A 16926-nucleotide genomic window follows, 5' to 3' on the forward strand; every position below is an offset into this window, starting at 1 on the left:
GATATCCGACAGTCCGTCGGCCGGACCGGGATCTGCTACGACAACGCCATGGCCGAATCGTTCTTCGGCGCGTTGAAGAACGAGCGGGTCAACCGGACCGTGTATCCGACCCGGAAACACGCCACGGACGATGTTGCGCGTTACATCGAACTCCGATACAATTCCCAACGTCTCCACTCAGGACTCGGATACAAGACCCCACATGAGGCCCACACCGAGTACCTGAACCGACAGCTCGCCGCATAAAGCAGGCCAATTAGAAGCTGTCCGGAAAACGCGAGGCCGCTCAGAGCCAGATTTGGTTGCGGTCGAAGTGGTGGTAGGGCAGGTTGCGCAGGCCGGTGTCTTTGAGGGCGCGGATGCGGTCTTCGGCGCGGGCGCGGAGGCGGTGGCGGGTTTCGAGGCTGGTCAGGGTCCAGCCTGGTCCGGCGGTGTTGGTGGCGAAGCAGGTGATCCGCCATTCGTCGACGTCGGTGAGGTGCAGTTGGGCGCCGGGTGTGGCCGTTCGCGGCGGGCGATGATGCGCATCCCGGCTGGCTGTTGACCGACTCTCGGTATGAGCACGGCGGCGGCGTTCGTTGTGATCGTGTAGCGGTCGCATGAAGAGGCCCCGCTGGCGTCGCCGGCGGGGCCTAGTGTTCGTGTTGGCGTCTTGCCCGTCAGGTTGTCGGGGTGGTGCTCATTCTGCGGTCACCTCGGTGACTGCGGCCCGGGCGGATGATTCGTCGACGATGGCCTTCTTGCCCGCGAAGGCGGCGACGAGGGCTTGGACGGCGAGGTTGTTCACCGCTCGGGGCAGGCCTCGGGATACTTGGTGGATGAGCGCGATGGCGTCGTCGCTGAACAGTGTGTCTGATCGGCCGGCCAGCTGGAGGTGATGCGCGATGTAGCTGGCGGTCTCTTTGTCGGTCATGCCGTGCATGGCGTAGCGCAGTGTGATGCGTTGGTCGAGCGCGGCGAAGGTGCCGAGTTTGATCCTGCGTCGTAGTGTCGGCTGGCCCACGAGCAGGCAGGCGAACGGTGAGTGGCTGTCCATCTCGCTGTTGGTCAGCAGCCGGAGGTCTTCGAGTTGGTCGGCGCCGAGCAGGTGTGCCTCGTCCAGCACGACGGTGGTGTTGCGGCCGCGTTCGTGCTCCTCGGCGGCGAGGAGGTCCATTGTCTGGGGTATCAACGACGCCTTGTGGAAGCGCGGGACACCGCCGAGAGCGGTGACGATGCAGCCGTAGAGGCCACGGCCGCCGACGGCGGGGTTGCCGAGATAGATCACGGTGTGCCGTGAGGGATCCAGCGTTGCGAGGGCGGCGCGGACGGCCACCGTCTTGCCTGCGCCGACTTCACCGGTCACCTGATGAAATCCCGAGGCTAAGGGCTTGCCGGGGCCCTGGCACAGATCCGTCGGGGGTGCGACAGGAATCCAGACATGCAAACGGATTGTCTGCGATCAAGCCCAACGCAACAGGTGCGCGGACCCGTTCGTGGTGACCGGTTGACGGGAACTCAAGCACGGCGTAGCGTTGAACTCAACGAGGGCAGCTGGTGGAATGCGACCGACAAAGTCGGTCACCAAAGCGCGATCCAGCATCGAACCCCGGTAAGCCTCGATTGATTTCGAGGCTTACTTTATTTTCAGGAAGTTCGACCGGTCCCCGATCACCCGACCGTCGTATCCAGATCAGCCGATCGTAGAATTCCAACCATGCATGTCCTGGTTAGAATTCTTCCACTGTCTCCCATCACGACACGGATGGTCAGCTGATGACGATCAACGAAGCGGTCCTGCTGGTCGACTGGCTCAACCTCAGCATCCACCTCAAGAATCAGCGCCTGTCCTTCGGATCTGAATTGGTCGCCGATCTGATCAAGATCTCCCGGGACGAGTGCATGCGTCACGGGGACATCGAACTGGTACGCGCCCATTTCGTTGGCGAGCAGTTCGCCACAAGCGTTGAGGACGCAATCACCAACACCTTGATCGCGCGCTTCCACAAAACGCGCACCGCCAAAGAACAGGCCGATTTGGTTCTCGCCGTGCTGGCAATGGATCACATTCATGCCTCCGGCGGCCCGCCCGCGCTGTTTCTGCTGGCGACCGGCGACCAGGATTTCGTTCCCCTGGTCAACCGGATGATCGACGCCCGGGCAAAGGTGGTACTGGTGGTCGCTTCAACACGGACGCTCGCTCCCGAGTACCGGCGGATCGCGGCTCAGCAGGACGTCAGACTTCTTTCGCTCACCGACATCTTGGACATCAAGCCGCTGCCGGAGTCAGACGTCGACGCGGCAGCCACCCGGGTGCTCGGTCTGTATCGGGTATGCATGGACGGGGGCGTCCTGGGCGGCGACCAGACGCGCAACATTCGTACTTTGACCAGCTGGGGCCTTCTGCAGCCGGGCGACGAGGACGTGGAGTACACCGCATGCGTGCAGCAGTTCACCCGGGTTGACACCCGTAAGGTCGCGGTGCCGGCGAAGCGAGAGACAGGAAACCGATCCGCAGTCATGCGGCGCACCACCTTGAACTTCAATTCGGCGACCGTGCGTGATGTTCTCGAGGACGCCGACTGGGTATTGCGTCGGACCGGCAACGCGGCACGCCTGCCCACCCTCGGCGACCTGGGTGTGGGTCGGTTCGCCACGGATGACGGGCGTCGCCTCACCCGCGCTGTCGGCGCGATGAAGGACGTCGGATGGCTCCTCGAGCGATCGGACGGACGCTTCGAGTCACGCCTGGAGTGGTCGGCGGACGGACTAATCGAGCCGCTATGGCGGGTGGTATGCGAGATCAACCGACGGGCTTTCGCGGATCGCTCCGAGGGGGTTTCCCGGGATCGACTGTTCCAGGACCTACGGTCCGCACCCATCGCTGCAGACATCGACCGCAAGGGCGGTAAGGCCGCTCACGAGGTCATCGACTATTCGCGCCGCATCGGCGTGATCGACGTGATCCCGGCAGGACCGGAGGGCTACGCGCTGGCGGTGATCGAGGCTCATCCGGTGGCACAGTCGGTCACGAGCGCTTACCGCATGCTCGGCACCCTCTTGCAGGACAGGATGAACACTGCAGTCCCGGAGCACGAAGTGCTGTCACTCATGCGCGAGCGTGATGATCATGCAAACGGTCAGGTGCTCTTCGGCTACGACAATCGGGACCGCCAGCGCCTGCTTCGGGTGCTGCGACGCTCTGGGCTGCTGGAAAGGCCACCCGGTGACGAACCGACAATCCGGCTCAGACGCACGCCGTGGCTCGATCGGATCTCCTGACCGGCAGGCGGAACCGGTGAGATCAGAGCGACAGCACCCGACGCCGGCCCAATGGCGTAGCTGTCCGGACGACTCTTCACCGGTGATCAAAATCGTCAATACCGCGCCCTCCAACTCGTGTGCCGTGATAATTCGGATCCTTTGGCTGCCACCCGCGACCGTTTCGAAAGGGCCAGGATTAAGCAGCCGACCCCCGATGCTTGGCGGTCGTCCACGGCCAGCGAGATCCGCACCGAGGGACCCTGCTGATGCCGCAGCAATAGCTGCCGCCTCTTCGCTCAATCGCGGACCGACGGATTTTTCCGCTGTGATATCGGCGCAAACTCACGACCGCTGCCGCGACCATTCCGCCAGGTGCCCCACTCGCCGTCCCCGACGAACTCAGCGGTAATTCCGGGGCGTCACGCTGGGCACGGTCATCCGCCTCTGCCGCGTTTTGCCGCCGCAGCAGATTTACCTGCTGGACCGCGGCGATGGCCTGGACAGCGCTCGCATCCGCCGCCTTGCTCGAGAAATCGGCCGCCCGTTTGGCGACGTGCGCCTGCCAAACGGCCACGGCGGTGCCACTAGTGGACACCGACAAGGCTGCCGTGGATATCACGAGTGTCCAGTCGACCGAGTTTACCTGCATACCCTAGAGCGCGGTATTGATCATCTCGATCGAGACGAAAGACTGATCCAGGTTGACGGATACATCATACCGATCGACCGACCGAATCGCCTGTTCGGCGATACCCTTGCGGGCGGCATCGGGCTAGCTTGAGAGGATTGATCGACGCGCCGGTGTGCGACCGCCCTGGAAGGAATGAGGGATAGGTGGATCTTGACCTTGTTCAGGCGGTTGCCCGCGTCGGCGACTTTGTACAGGTGCAACAGTCGACAGGGCATCAGATCACCGGGACGCTCGCCACGCTGAGCATGAGTCACCTCGTCGTGGAGGACCAGGACACAGGACTCAAACACGCTGTCGCGTTGGCCAGCGTCATCACCGTCACGACCGGCCGGCCCGGCTCCTCCAGCCCGCAGGCAGTCGCAGCAGCGGCCGTGGCGTCTCCCGCGCCCGCGCCGGTCGCTCCCGCCGACGCCGAGACTGTGCCGGCAGCCGCCGCGACCCCGCCAGCGGTGCCCCGCCTCATCATTCCCTCGGGTGCGACGACCATCATTGCTCAACGCCCGTTGACCGCACCCGCCTTCGTGGCATACAACAACGACGAACTGTTCAATGTGCATGCGCACCAGGATGCGCTGGACCGCGTCAAGCAGCAGTTCGAGTATGCCGTCCGCGTCAAGGAGCTCGATCCACGCTTCGGCCGCTGCGCAAGCATGGCTTCCCAGATGGATAAGATCCTGCTCAGCGAGCCGAATTCAAGCTCGGCCTTCCGCCTCGCCGGATACCTTCACTACATGGCCGGCTCGGGCAAGACGGCCAGCGACCGGTATCTGAGTGCGGCGCTCATCGTGCCGAATGCCGCACCTTACTGGTGGCTCGACACGGCAATCACGGCCCTTCGTGTCGACCAGGAGAAACTCGCCCAACATGGCCTAGTCCGGTTCCTCGACGGCGCATCGCCGCAGGACGACCCCGACGCCTGGTGGGCACTGCTGGCGTTGTCGGAACGCTTGAGCGCCGTCAGCCTGCTCCACCTGGTCCGCCCCGAGGCCGAAGCCACACCGGAAACACGGCGTTTGATTCTTGAAGCCTGCCACAGCTTGGCCACCGGTGCGGGCGACACGGATCTCGCCGACCGGGCCGCGAGGATGCTGGCAGAGGGGCCGGGATCGACTGCCTCATCGACGACAGTGCCGGAACTGTCGCCACCGGCGATGCCCGCTCGAATCACTCCGGCGAGCGCCACACCGCGAATCCTGCCGGCGCCGCCCCTGCACCGGCTAACCCCGGCAAAGTTGGCCGACGGCTCGCACCGGCACGGTCGCAACGAGTACGACCAGGCCAAATATTTCGAGCACCGCGCAAAGGATCTGCAGCGCGCCAAGGCCGCCTACCGCGAGGCGATCCGCAAGAACATCAATGTGGAAAGTGCCATCAAGGACCTGGCATGGCTGACCCGGAGGCTCGACGGACCGGCAGCTGCCCTGCAGGTAATCGAGGAGGAGTATGCTGGCAGGTTGCCGCCGAGCACCTCGCTGGACCAGATACTCATCGACTTCTACATGGGTGCGCAACGATACGAGGATGCATTGCGGCTGCTGGAGCCGATGCTCGCCGGGCGCCTGGAACTCGGTCAGAGCAAAGCCGTGCTCCGACGGATCTGTCTGGCCAAACTCAGCCTTTCCCAGGACGCCACGCCGTACGCGGAAGAACTGCTCCGAATCGCCCCCTCCGAGGCATCCGCACGCCGCACGTTTGCCATCGCTCTGATGCGCCGGGACGAACCCGGCGACCTCGACCGTGCGGAGGAGGAGATCCAAGAGCTACGTAGCAAGGAAGACGCCCAGGCGCTGGAGATCGTCGACAAGATCCGGCAGATGCGCGAAGGCGGAAGTACGGCCGACCTGGACATGCTTGTCCGTCGCCTCTCCGACATCCGGTTCGAGGCAATCTCGGACTTCGGTCAGTACATCCTCGATAACTTCGCCGAGGCGGCCGACGGCATTCGGCAGCAGCGCAAGTTCGCCGCGAACGACATCCGCTATCTGCGCACCCGCGCGCAGGAGGCCCGCAACAAGCGCAGCCGCGAGCGATACGACGCATACATCTCGGCAGCCAAGATCGAGTTGGAGATTTCAACCGTCGACGGCGGCGGATCGGTGACCGCCGAGCGCAACGCCCAAGCCTTCTTCGATCTCCTACTGCGCGGCCTCACCGCGCTCGGTGACACCATGCTGCTGAGCAACACCGAGGTGGCCCGCGAAATCTACTTCGAAGCGCTGGCGGTAGCCGACCAGTTGAAGCAGCCGACCTCGCAGGAGTATTGGAACGCACTACAGCGCTACCTGCGGTCGATCTTCGACAATCCAGAGGCGCTCACCGTGTCCCACGACAGGGGCGGCAACACCAACCTGTCGGCGGCCGAGGTCGGCACTGCTCTGGCCGACGACCTCCGGGAGGTTCCCGAGCAGGCCGTCCAGCAACTCTTCGACGCAGTCGACGAACTGGCGGCCCGCACCAGGTTTGCGTCCGAGTCGGTGATCCGCGCGATCGAGCATGTGCCTTCCCTCGCCCAGGCAAGCCGCCGGCACCTGGCCGAGTTCCTGGACCAACGATCGAGCAACCTCACCACGGAACGTGTCATCGAGGCGTGGCGGGAGGCGGGCCTGCGCCGGCAGTCCGACCGCGACGAGCTCGAGCAGCAACTGCGGCTGCTGCACGGGCTGGAGGTGGGCGAGGTCAGCCTGGACCGCGCCTCCACAGTGCTGGACAATCTCCACAACGTACGCACCGTTGTGCTTGCTGTCGACCGCGAGGCCTGCCGCAAGCTGCAGACGAACTTTCGCCTGCTGCAGCTAGGGTTGAAAGAGCCAGGATTCGAAGAGCGCGAATTCCGCTATCTTCAGGTCCAGGGCGCGATGAGGGACTTCGCCGAACTGGTGAAAGCGGCACCGACCCGGCTGGCCGTCCGCAATCTGTTGCCGATCGCCTCCCGGACGCTCGCCCAGGTCGATCGCACGCTGGAGCGGCTCTATGCCGATCGCGAACCGGACCCGACACTCTCGCTGGCCCTGGTCGAGTACACCCCGGACGTACACAACCGGATCATTGTCCAGGTCAAACTCTACAACGAGCCGAGTTGCGCGCCCGTGGAATCGCCGGAGCTGGTCGTCAACCTCGCCGCGGCCGCCGACGGCATCAAGGTGCTGGACGCGGTCAAGTCAGTGCCTACCGTCCGTGGCGGGGACCACAAGATCTCGCCGATCCTCGTTGAGCTGAGCAAGGAACTGGTGGCCTCCGGCGCGTTCAGCCTGCCCATCGACGTCACGTATCGCACACGCACGAACGAAGAAGGAAGAATCAGTGCGACGCTTGCCGTTCGCCTGATGTCGGAGGCTGACTTCACTAAGATCAGGCCTAATCCGTTCAAGGACGGTGCCGCCGGTCTCACCGTCACCGATCCCGATATGTTTTTCGGCCGCGAGGAGCTCGTCGACCAGATCGAGGCGCTGCTGGTCGATGCGACCGGTCCAGGCGCTGGCGTCGCCATCTACGGACAGAAGCGGGCCGGCAAGTCATCCATTCGTCTCCATCTTTCCCGACGCTTGCAGAAGAGCGACCGGTTCCTGGTGGTCGACGTCGGGAACATCGGTAAGCTCGCGCCGGTCAGCCTCGGCGAGGACAACGCGACCCTGCAGGTGGTGCTCTGGACGATCCTCACCCGGGCCGACTCCGTCGTTCGGGAGCGAGCTGCGAAATTGGGCAAGGGGATCGAGTTCCTGCCGGCCGACATGACGCGCGAGACCTTCTTGACCAGCCGGGTCCCGGTCGCCGACTTCATCAGCATCTTCGAAAGCTTCAACGCCACGGCGGACGGCCGCGACGAGTGGCGCATGCGCTCCTTCATCGTATTGATGGATGAGTTCCAGTTCATTGCCAACTGGATCGCCGAGGGCCGCGTCTCGTCCACCTTCGTCCAGGCCCTCAAGGCAATCCTCGAGCAGCGGCTCTTCCACCTGGTGGTCGTCGGCGTCGACGCCATGCAGTCTTTCATCGACAGGTACGCCAACGAGTTCGGCGTCTTCGACAAACGAAGGGTCAACTACCTCGAACCGCGTTTTGCCCTGGAACTCATGGACCGGCCGATTCGAATCGGCGGACCCAACGGCGACTCTCGTTACCGGGAACGGGCCCAGGAGCAGATCTTGAGCCTGACGGGCGGGAACCCGTTCTATATCCAGCGGTTCTGCTACCAACTCGTGGAGCACATGAACAGCTCGAAGGCACCGCTCGTCACCGAGGCTGACGTCGAACTGATCCGCGAGTGGCTGCTTGGTGACTTCGGACCGAGCGACTTCGACAACCTGGAGACCAGTGGCGAGTCGTCCACCACCGCTATTGCCACGGAGGCCGTCCGCGAGGTGCTCACCGCCGTTGCCGTCGCGGCCAACGACGGCCGGGCAACGATCGAAGACGTGGAGCGTCGATGCTCGGTGCCCAATGTGGTTTCAATCCTCAAAGACCTCGAGGCTCGTGAGGTCGTGGTACAGGAGGCAGGCACCTATCGCATCCTCGTGCGCCTGTACCACGACTGGCTGCGCCGGCGGGTTGCTTGATGAACGGCAATCCGTATCAGAGCGTGGGCCAACCAGCCAGGGGCAGCCGCTTCGTCGGACGCGAGGACCTGGTCTCGCGGGTGCGCGGCATCGTCGAGGGCGACCGTCCGTCCAACATGTCGATCATCGGCAACCACCGGACCGGAAAGACCAGCCTGATCTATCGTAGCCTAATCGACATTCCGATGCCCCGACCGGATCTCGCCATCGCCCTAGTCGGAATCGGAAAGGTCAAGCGGATCGAGGACCTATTTCGGCTCATCGGGCGCACTGCCGTAGATGCTCTCGACACGCTCCCGAAACAGATCCACGATGGGCTCACCGCCACCTTGGAGGCACTTGAGTCCGAATCCGGCTGGTACGGCATAATGAGCCAATTCATCAAGCTCTTCAGCGCTATTCATCAGCGCAGCTTGAAAGTGTTGATCGTGCTCGACGAATTTGATCGAATAAACATGGCCGGTGTCCAGACCGCACATTTTCAGCTATTGCGCGACCTGTGCACCGAGGACTGGTCGTCGACCGGCCTCGTCACGGTGTCCCGCCAACGGGTCAAGACGCTGGAAATGGACTCGACCAACGGGTCCTGTCTCGACCAAGTGCTGGCAGTCCGTACGTACACCAAGCTGTTCGAGCCGGAAGAGCAGGCCGCGATGATGCGGCGGGCCCGTAGCGCCGGGATTGACTTGCGGCCGCACGACGAGTGGATCTCGAGCCTTACCGGCGGTCATCCGTACCTCTTGGAGCTGCTCTGCTATGAGCTGGTGGAGAGTTCGGTCGACGTCGACCTGGCCTACAGCAACGTTCGATCCTCGTATGCGGACTTTTTCGCCCGGCTCATCAGGATCATCGATGCCGACCTGGGAGGCTCCGGCGTCGACAAGCTCTACCAGGTCGTTGACGGCATCGGCCTGGACGTCTCGCTCGACGACGCGCTCGCCCTGCTGCGCTACGGCCTCGTCGTCGAGGCGGACGACAAGCGCCTGGTGCCGTTCTCCGAAGAATTCGGGCGCTACCTGCTGTCGATCGCCGATGGACGGGACTTCCGGAGTCTATGGCTTGATTGCGAGGTGGGTCTGCGGCGCCTCATCCGGTCCGTCCTGGGCACGGCCGCGCCGAACGGGGACGGCCTCAGCCTGTTGCCTGAATCCTTCGGCAAGGTGTTGAGCGACGCGCGCGCCCGGCAGTGCCGGTATGCGCCTGTCGTTGACGCCACGCTGGACACCATCGATTATCTCAACCCGAATGACCTGTTTCAGATCATCGTGGTCAGATGGGACCTGTTCGAGCCGCTGCTCGGCGGGACGAGAGGAGCCTGGCAGCAGCGCAGCGAGGAGGTCATCAGAGCGCGCAACGAGGTGATGCACATTCGACCGATTCCGGGGGCTTTCCGGCTGCGCGCGCAAGCGGCCGTTAGCGCGATCGTGGCCACCCTGCGTGGCCTCGGTCACGTACGGCCGGTTTCGGCCCTCGGCACGACGGCGCGATAGGGTTCCGCTGCCCGGTACCCGCCAGCCCCGTGAGGGCTTGGCGCGTGCTGGGTAGCCGGCGCGGTTTGCTGACGCGGTGGGCCGGGCTGCCGGCCGGTTCGATGTATTCCTCGGCGATGGCGCGGTTGTAGTAGGCGCGGGCGGCGGCGATGAACAGTTCGCCCGCGTAGCGTCCGCCGCGGCTGTTGCGCTGGCTCCGGGCGCTGCCGACGATGACGAGTTGCATGGCCTGGATCTCACTGGCGGCAAGGGTGTCGATTGGGCGGCCGTGCCAGTGCTCGGCCATGCGGTACCAGTAACTGCTGTACGCCCGTAGCGCTCTAGGCCCAGCCGTCGCGATCATCTGCGGCAGGTACTCCTCGAAGGTGCATTCGCGAGCACGCGGCCCGATACTTCGATCGGGGACAGCCGTGAATGAGTCACTACTGACAACGCTTCCGAGCATTCCCGCAGGACGTCGGCCGGGGGGACCGGTATGGAAGAACCGCACCTGCCCGCCGCCCAGGCGCTGCACGGTCTCCACGCCGGTTCGCAACCGCCGATCGATCCACCGCCTGAGTGACAGTCAACGACCGCTTACTGCCCTAGCGGAATACCGGCCTCTTCCAGCAGGCGCCTAGTGCCAACGGTCAGCAGCAGCCCAAGTTGGGTCTCGCCCACCTCGCCGATCTTGGACAGCACCCGCCTCATCACGGACCTCACGACGCCGGGGTCGGGCTCGTCCCCTTCCAGTTCTCCCTCAATGACATCCAACTGCCCGCCAAGGCGGGTGACTTCAGCGTTGTCCAAGCCCAGCACGGGGAGTGCCTGCCTGATAGCGCCGACGAGTGAGGCCAGTTCGTCTCCAGCCAGTCCTGAACTGGTAGTCGTCGCGGTCTGCGTGATCTCACGGCTGTTCCACGCAACGTTGCTGCCGGTCACCGGCCCGTGGAAGTTGACGGTGGTGTTTCCTCCGCCGCCGCGCTCATGGTTCAGGAACTCGCCCACGGAACCTCCGAAATTCTCGGCACAGTCGATGCCACGATCGGTCAGTCGGATATGGATCAGGATCTCTTCAGCCACGTCAACCCCGTGGACGAGCCCTTTGTCGAGCAGGTATTGAAGTGCGGTGTCGAGATCGCGCCGCGTCAGCGGTTCACCTTCGAAGTGGTAGGTCTCCAGCATCGGAGTCAGGTCCGGGGCGGGAGAGTTCGCATACACGTAGCGAATCACGGCACGTCTGACGAGCGGGTTTCGTTGGGTAAAATCCGCACGACGCGCCCGCCTTGCCTCCACATCCCGACGACCACTGCCCGTGATCATGGCCCTCGTGCCGTCGAAGCCCATCGTCTCGGCGAGTTTGATCAGCCCTTGATAGTCCAAGTCACGCACGATGCCACGCCACACGTGCTCATCGTTCGGGTCATACCGCTCGCCCAGCAGGTCAACAACACCGGGCACCTGACCCGGGCGCTCCCGGTCATAGTCGTACAGCGAGTCCAGGAACTGCGCCTGACGGACATCCGTGTTGGTCACGCCCCACCTCTCCTTCGGCCGACCACGGTAGCGCAGAGTTACGAGAACACCTGTTGCAACACGCCCACGATCGGGTAGATCTAACGGCCACGATCGACCCTCCAAATAGTCGAGACGGGGTTAGTACTTGAGCCGCGGCTGGATCGAACTGGTTGGCGAACACCAGCGTCGGCAGGTTGTCTCGGGTGAACTGATCCCGCAGGTTGTCGATGGCCACGGCTGCGTCGACAGCGCTCACGCTGCGGCGCTTGCCCTGCAGGAGGTCCACGACATTGCGGTGCCACCAGGCCCAGAGCAGCCCTATGAAGGTGTCCTCGTGCCCTCGCGGCATCACGAACTTCAGTGCGCGGCGGACCTCGGCGTCCAGATCACCGATCAGCGTAGCGCCGTCGAGGAGGTAGATCCGGCTGACGAAGACGGCTCGCACCGCGGGGTCGAGGGCGGCGAACCGTCTTCTGGCCTCTGCGCTCACCGCAGCCGTCGACTCGCCGGCTGCAACCTCAAGCAGCCGGAGCGCTTCGCCGATGTCGCGTCCGTCGGGGCGGAGAGCGGCTACCGCGGTGCCCGTGTTGGCGGTCTGCGTAGTAACCAAGGTCAACGTTGGGCCGTCTGGGTCACCGACTTCATTGGTGTCCATCCACGCCGCGATTGTGCGCCACAGGTCGGCGTCTTTGTCGCCGAGACCGCGATGACTCCGCAGGTGGTGCTTGAGCTGGAGCAGGTCAGTGGCCGTCCCGCCCTGCTCCCAGGCGACGTCGTCGTAGAGTTCAAGGGTGATCGCGCAGTCCGGTAGCTGATCGGACCGCCGCAACAACTCCAGCAACGGCCACTGCGACTGGTACAGGTAGCCCAGTGCAGATGACGCAGCATTGTGCGACGGTGACGACACAAGACGTAGTGTTGCGAAACGCCTGGATCATGTCTAGGGCTTCTTTGCCATCGAGCACGATCGTCCGGTCATACGGTCGACCGCAACCATCTTCGAAGCATTCGGTACTCTCACCGACCGTTGAGGTCGCGGCGGGAAGCCGTCGATGTCGCGGTCGGAATCGCACACCTGGTGCGGCCGTGGTAGGGAGCCCGGCAGCTCAATAGCAGTGCAGGTTGTCCGGCCGCTGGCTGGAGGTGTGAGGTGCCGATCGATCTTGAACACGACGATGATGGTCTGCTGACGCAGTGGATGCACCAGGCGCATCCCGGCGCGTGGATGGGTCGGCGGCTGGCGGACGTCGTGGGGACGGTTCGGTTCGCGTTCTATGGGCGCGTGTCGACCGCAGACTTCCAGGAGCGGCAGTCGTCGCATCGGTGGCAGCGTGACGCTGCGGAGGAGTTGGTGGCCGGGCACGGCCGGATCGTGGCTGAGTACTTCGACAGTTCACGGAGCCGGCGATTGGCCTGGCCGGATCGGCCCGAGGCGGCTGCGTTGCTGGGCCGGTTCGCCGATGCGGAGCGTGGCTTCGATGCGGTGGTGGTGGGGGAGTATGAGCGGGCGTTCTGCGGTACGCAGTTGATGTCGTTGTTGCCGCTGTTCGAGGCGCATGGTGTGCAGTTGTGGTTGCCGGAGGCGCACGGCCCGTTGGATGTGGGTGACGCGTCGCATCGGGCGTTGGTGCTGTTGCTTGGTGCGCAGTCGAAGCGGGAGGTGCAGCGGGCGCGGTGGCGGGCGGTGCAGGCGATGCGCGGGCAGGCGCGGGACGAGGGCCGGTTTCTCGGCGGCCGGCCGCTGTTCGGGTATCGCCTCGTCGATGCCGGGCCGCATCCGAACCCGATGCATGCGAAGTGGGGCCGGCGGCTGCAGCGGTACGACCCTGATCCGGTAACAGCGCCGACGGTGAAGTGGATCTTCGCGGAACGGCTGCGTGGCCGGAGCGTGTCGAGCATCGCCGCGGAGCTCAACGGCTCCGGCGTGCCGTGCCCGTCCAGCGCCGACAGGGCGCGGAACCGGCACCGGACCGGGACGTCGTGGGGGTTGACGACCGTGCGGGCGATTTTAATGAACGCGAAGTACACGGGGCGGCAGGTGTGGAACCGTCAGCCGGCCTACTACACGCCGGCGCATCTGCCGGGACCGTTCAGGACGCAGCGGTGGGCGCGGGCGGATCAGTGGGTGGTGTCCCGGTCGGTGGTGCATCCGCCGTTGGTGTCGGAGCAGGACTTCGTTGCCGTGCAGGCGGTCCGGGCGCACCCGGCAGCGGGTGACGGCCGGGCGTATGCGCTGGTGGGTCTGTTGCGCTGCGGGTGGTGCGGGCGGCGGCTGGAGTCGTGCTGGTCGCACGGCCGGGCGGCATACCGATGCCAGCACGGGAACACGAGCGCGAAGCCAGCGACGGGGCGCCGGCGGAACCTCTACCTTCGCGAAGATCACCTGGTCGAGGCAATCCAGGCGCTTCTCGGCGAGACCGATGCAGCTCTCGGCTCAAGAGCGTCAAGGCTGGCCCAGACCCTACGTCAACAAAGACTAGTTGTAATCTGCGGCGAGGCGGAGTGCACGCTCGAACCGCAGATTCCGGCTTGACCGGTTCTGCCCGAATTGCCGTCGGGCAGGGAATTTACGTGTCGAAGGGGACCCCGACCCAGAAACGCGGCACACACGCCGAGAACGTGTGCACATACCGATAGCGTAGTGGGTGAAACTCGGCGATCCAACCAGCGTGACGGCGGACGATTAGCGCCCCCGCGGCGGCTTGCCTTGGCACTTCTACAGTCTTGCGGGCGGGTCGTGAGTGGCTCACCCGTTACTGTCCAATGTGGAGCGGATGCTCGTTGGCGGCTGTGGTGAAGGCTTCACGTCGAGTGGTAGTTGCTGGCTTGCGACGCTTATCCTCGGAGCGGTTTGACCTCGAGGCCGAACGATGCAGTGGGTGGAGCGTGTGAACGATCCCGATCCGAACTATATGATCAAGTACTGCCGTGATGTGCTTCCGGGCCTGCTGACCAAGGTGTGCGGCGTGGACGCGGACCTTGCTGGCCGGATCGGCGAGGACGTCATCCAGCGGGCCGAGGCGTTCGCCGCACTCTCCTCGCGCGAGCAGGATGTGCTCATAGCACCGTTCGTCGAGGAGGTGTTCGACCATAAGCCACTCGACGCGTCGCTGGAGATCAAAGCGAAGGTCACCATCGTCGTCCGCAACAGTCTCCTGGAACAGGCGCACCATGACGGCCCGTTGACCTCAGGGATCATCGCCGTCACCGAGCAGGTCGCTGGCCCGCTGTCGCACTTCCTCGCTGCACGACGGCGTGAACCCGTCGACTATCGCGGGCCGAACCCGTTCGCCGGGTTGTCTACCCGTTACCCACGCGCGTGGGCATGCCTGGACGCGTTGACGGAGGTCTTCAGCGACGGCGGGCGGCACCCACTGCGGCTTCCCGCAGCGTCAATCCCCGAACTCCCGACCGATCCCGAACTGGTCATCACATCGCCGAGCGAAGACGGCAGTACCGTGGTGTTCAGCGCGATCGACCCACAGTTCGATGAACATCTTCTCGATCTACTCCGACAGGCAGCTGACGGAGACTTGGTCCTATGTACCTCGGCGCTGAGCCGGTACTCACGCAACAGCGAGAAGCTGCACCGTGTTCTGGAGTATCTGCTCGCCCGCAATGCCACGATCCTGACCACCAACTACATGATCAGACCCACAGACGTCTGGGTGCGCCGAGGCGACCTGGTCAAGCCCAACAGCAGCGACCCGTTCACTGGGATCGGCCAGACCCGAGGCCTCGTCGGCGCACACCGCAAGACTGCCGAAGCCATCTCCGCGAAACATAGCGGCTCGTGACCTTCGCGTAGTGCTGTGCATCATCGCGACGGTGCGCCAGGGGGGGTGAGCCGAGGCTGGTAAATCTGACGCGTGCTCTGGTCGGTACGGGATGATCTGTAGTATTTGGGAGATATTTCAGCGCTGATCATCGCCTATGTGAATGGTGTAGCAAGAGCTGGAACGGGCCCGTTTCTGTCGTACCCGCACGTTAAAGTCGTCTACATGGTTCAGCCAGCCGGCGATATCGGGTTCGCTCAGCGAGTGAAGGCGCTGGCTTGTACCGCGCCGTTGCATGACCTCGACAATCGCAAGGGGCAGGTGCAGTCAGCCGATTTCAGCGTGTATCAGATGAGTGAGCTGGCGCTCAACGCCATCGACCTGGTCACCCTGGCGATGGACTTCGACGCGGGGGCGGCGCCGGAGCAGATCGTGGTCGGCCTGACCACGTTTGTGGCTCGGCAGGCGCCCGGGCGCGACGCCGCTGAGTATGCGCGGGTCGCCCGCTGGATCCTGGAGAACCTGCTCAATGTCGGATCGACCGACCGGGGCTTCCGCGCGGTGTACGGCATGACCGCGGGTGACGGCACCTACAGTCGATTTGCGTTTGACTTCAAATTGCTCGAAGAGGTTGTCGGGGCCGACGGCGAGATCTTTCTGCGCGCCACGAACGAGGCGGTCAACGTGCTCGTCGGCGCGCTGGAGATCGACATCGAGTCCGCGCAGATCGCTGCGGACCTGCGCCTCGACACGCTCATCCGGCGCGGCCGGCTGTCGGACGCCCAAGCCGCCGCGCAGGCCGCCCGCTACCGCACGATCCAGTACGGTGAGAAACTCCGCCAGCACCTGGAGGCGACCGAGCGTGACGTGCGCACCGTTGACTGGCTGAACGAGATGCCACAGTTCATTGCCGAGGCCATCGAACACATCGAGGCCCGGTACAAGGCCGAGAACGCCATCCTGGTCAACATCACCGAGGTGCGGGACACCGCGGACACCGACGTTCGCAAGTCCCAGGCGGCCCGGCTCGTCTTCGTGGTGCGTGATTGCCTGCGCAGGCATGAGCAGTTGCAGGCAGCGTTGCAGGGTGCGGGGCGGCGTTTCCGTGCCCAGCAGGACCGGCAGACGTTCGTTCCTGGCAGCACCAACGCGTCGTTGGACCTGCATGCCCAACTGCTCGTGCCGGTGCTCACGCTGCCGGTCGAGTCAGCCGACCGGGTGCTCGCGGCGTTCTTCGCCCGCAGTACCGGCCCGTTCGTGCCGCGGGCGTTGCGTCTGATCGATCTGTTCACCGCGCTGGTGACCCCGCCGGCCGAGCGGGAGATCCTCGGCGGTGAGATCGAGGAGCCGGAACTCGACGACATCATCGAGGAGCCGGCGTTCCCCGTGGAGTGCTACGAGTTGCTCGAAGGTTTGCTCGACCTGGACGTCGAGGCGCCCCGGCGGCTGTCGGGGCTGCTGCAGGAGGCCCGCACGTTGCATCCGCAGCTCGCTGGGCTCGTGATCGTGCGCGTCGTCGCGCTTGTTGCCCAGGAGATCAATCCGGCGGTTCGTCATGGCTTTCCGTCGGTGTTCATCGCCGTCGACGACGGCACGCCGCTGGACGACCCGGAATACGGTGGGGCTGATCTCATCGTCGCGTGCGCCGCGATTGAGCCCGTGGCCGTCGCATGAGC

General features: G+C 64.5%; 10 protein-coding genes and 1 pseudogene. 8 read left to right on the forward strand and 3 right to left on the reverse strand.

The features are described 5' to 3' along the window. Nucleotides 1–246: integrase core domain-containing protein (locus ABZS58_RS31620; protein ID WP_354786896.1), on the forward strand; the 246-nt coding region annotated here is incomplete at its 5' end. Between the two features lie 43 nt (nucleotides 247–289). Here ABZS58_RS31620 and ABZS58_RS31625 read toward each other — a convergent pair. Then, nucleotides 290–537, reverse strand: a pseudogene (locus ABZS58_RS31625) (IS1380 family transposase); the annotation flags it as partial. A 142-nt stretch (nucleotides 538–679) separates the two neighbouring features. Next, on the reverse strand, nucleotides 680–1345 hold the full coding sequence (locus tag ABZS58_RS31630; RefSeq protein WP_354786897.1) for an AAA family ATPase: 666 nt from the start codon (nucleotides 1343–1345) through the stop codon (nucleotides 680–682). 410 nt (nucleotides 1346–1755) lie between these two features. Here ABZS58_RS31630 and ABZS58_RS31635 point away from each other — a divergent pair, with 410 nt between their 5' ends. The 3 genes from ABZS58_RS31635 (at nucleotide 1756) to ABZS58_RS31645 (ending at nucleotide 9977) form a co-directional block, all read left to right on the forward strand. Beyond that, nucleotides 1756–3261: an NYN domain-containing protein gene (locus ABZS58_RS31635; protein WP_354786898.1), complete on the forward strand. Its 1506-nt coding sequence runs from the start codon at nucleotides 1756–1758 to the stop codon at nucleotides 3259–3261. Between the two features lie 816 nt (nucleotides 3262–4077). Beyond that, nucleotides 4078–8487, forward strand: coding sequence for a hypothetical protein (locus tag ABZS58_RS31640; RefSeq protein ID WP_354786899.1), 4410 nt, complete (start codon nucleotides 4078–4080; stop codon nucleotides 8485–8487). Continuing rightward, entirely contained in the window at nucleotides 8487–9977 is a 1491-nt protein-coding gene (locus ABZS58_RS31645) for an ATP-binding protein (RefSeq protein WP_354786900.1), read from the forward strand. Before ABZS58_RS31640 ends, ABZS58_RS31645 begins: the two co-directional genes overlap by 1 nt. Before the next feature lie 576 nt (nucleotides 9978–10553). Here the strand turns inward: ABZS58_RS31645 and ABZS58_RS31650 are convergent. After that, nucleotides 10554–11492, reverse strand: a complete 939-nt coding sequence (locus ABZS58_RS31650) for a hypothetical protein (RefSeq protein ID WP_354786901.1) — start codon at nucleotides 11490–11492, stop codon at nucleotides 10554–10556. Nucleotides 11493–11619: 127 nt separating this feature from the next. Between ABZS58_RS31650 and ABZS58_RS31655 the strand changes: the two genes are divergently transcribed. The 4 genes from ABZS58_RS31655 (at nucleotide 11620) to ABZS58_RS31670 (ending at nucleotide 16924) form a co-directional block, all read left to right on the forward strand. Then, nucleotides 11620–12285: a hypothetical protein gene (locus ABZS58_RS31655; RefSeq protein WP_354786902.1), complete on the forward strand. Its 666-nt coding sequence runs from the start codon at nucleotides 11620–11622 to the stop codon at nucleotides 12283–12285. Nucleotides 12286–12624: 339 nt separating this feature from the next. Then, complete coding sequence (locus tag ABZS58_RS31660; RefSeq protein ID WP_354786903.1) at nucleotides 12625–14007, forward strand: recombinase family protein; 1383 nt, start codon at nucleotides 12625–12627, stop codon at nucleotides 14005–14007. 346 nt (nucleotides 14008–14353) lie between these two features. Beyond that, a complete protein-coding gene (locus tag ABZS58_RS31665) occupies nucleotides 14354–15271 on the forward strand; it encodes a hypothetical protein (RefSeq protein ID WP_354786904.1) in 918 nt (305 codons plus the stop codon). 204 nt (nucleotides 15272–15475) lie between these two features. Then, entirely contained in the window at nucleotides 15476–16924 is a 1449-nt protein-coding gene (locus ABZS58_RS31670) for a hypothetical protein (protein WP_354786905.1), read from the forward strand. Nucleotides 16925–16926: the final 2 nt, after the last annotated feature.

Origin of the sequence: Dactylosporangium sp. NPDC005555 (assembly GCF_040605635.1) — a bacterium.
In the GTDB taxonomy this organism is placed as follows: Bacteria; Actinomycetota; Actinomycetes; order Mycobacteriales; family Micromonosporaceae; genus Dactylosporangium.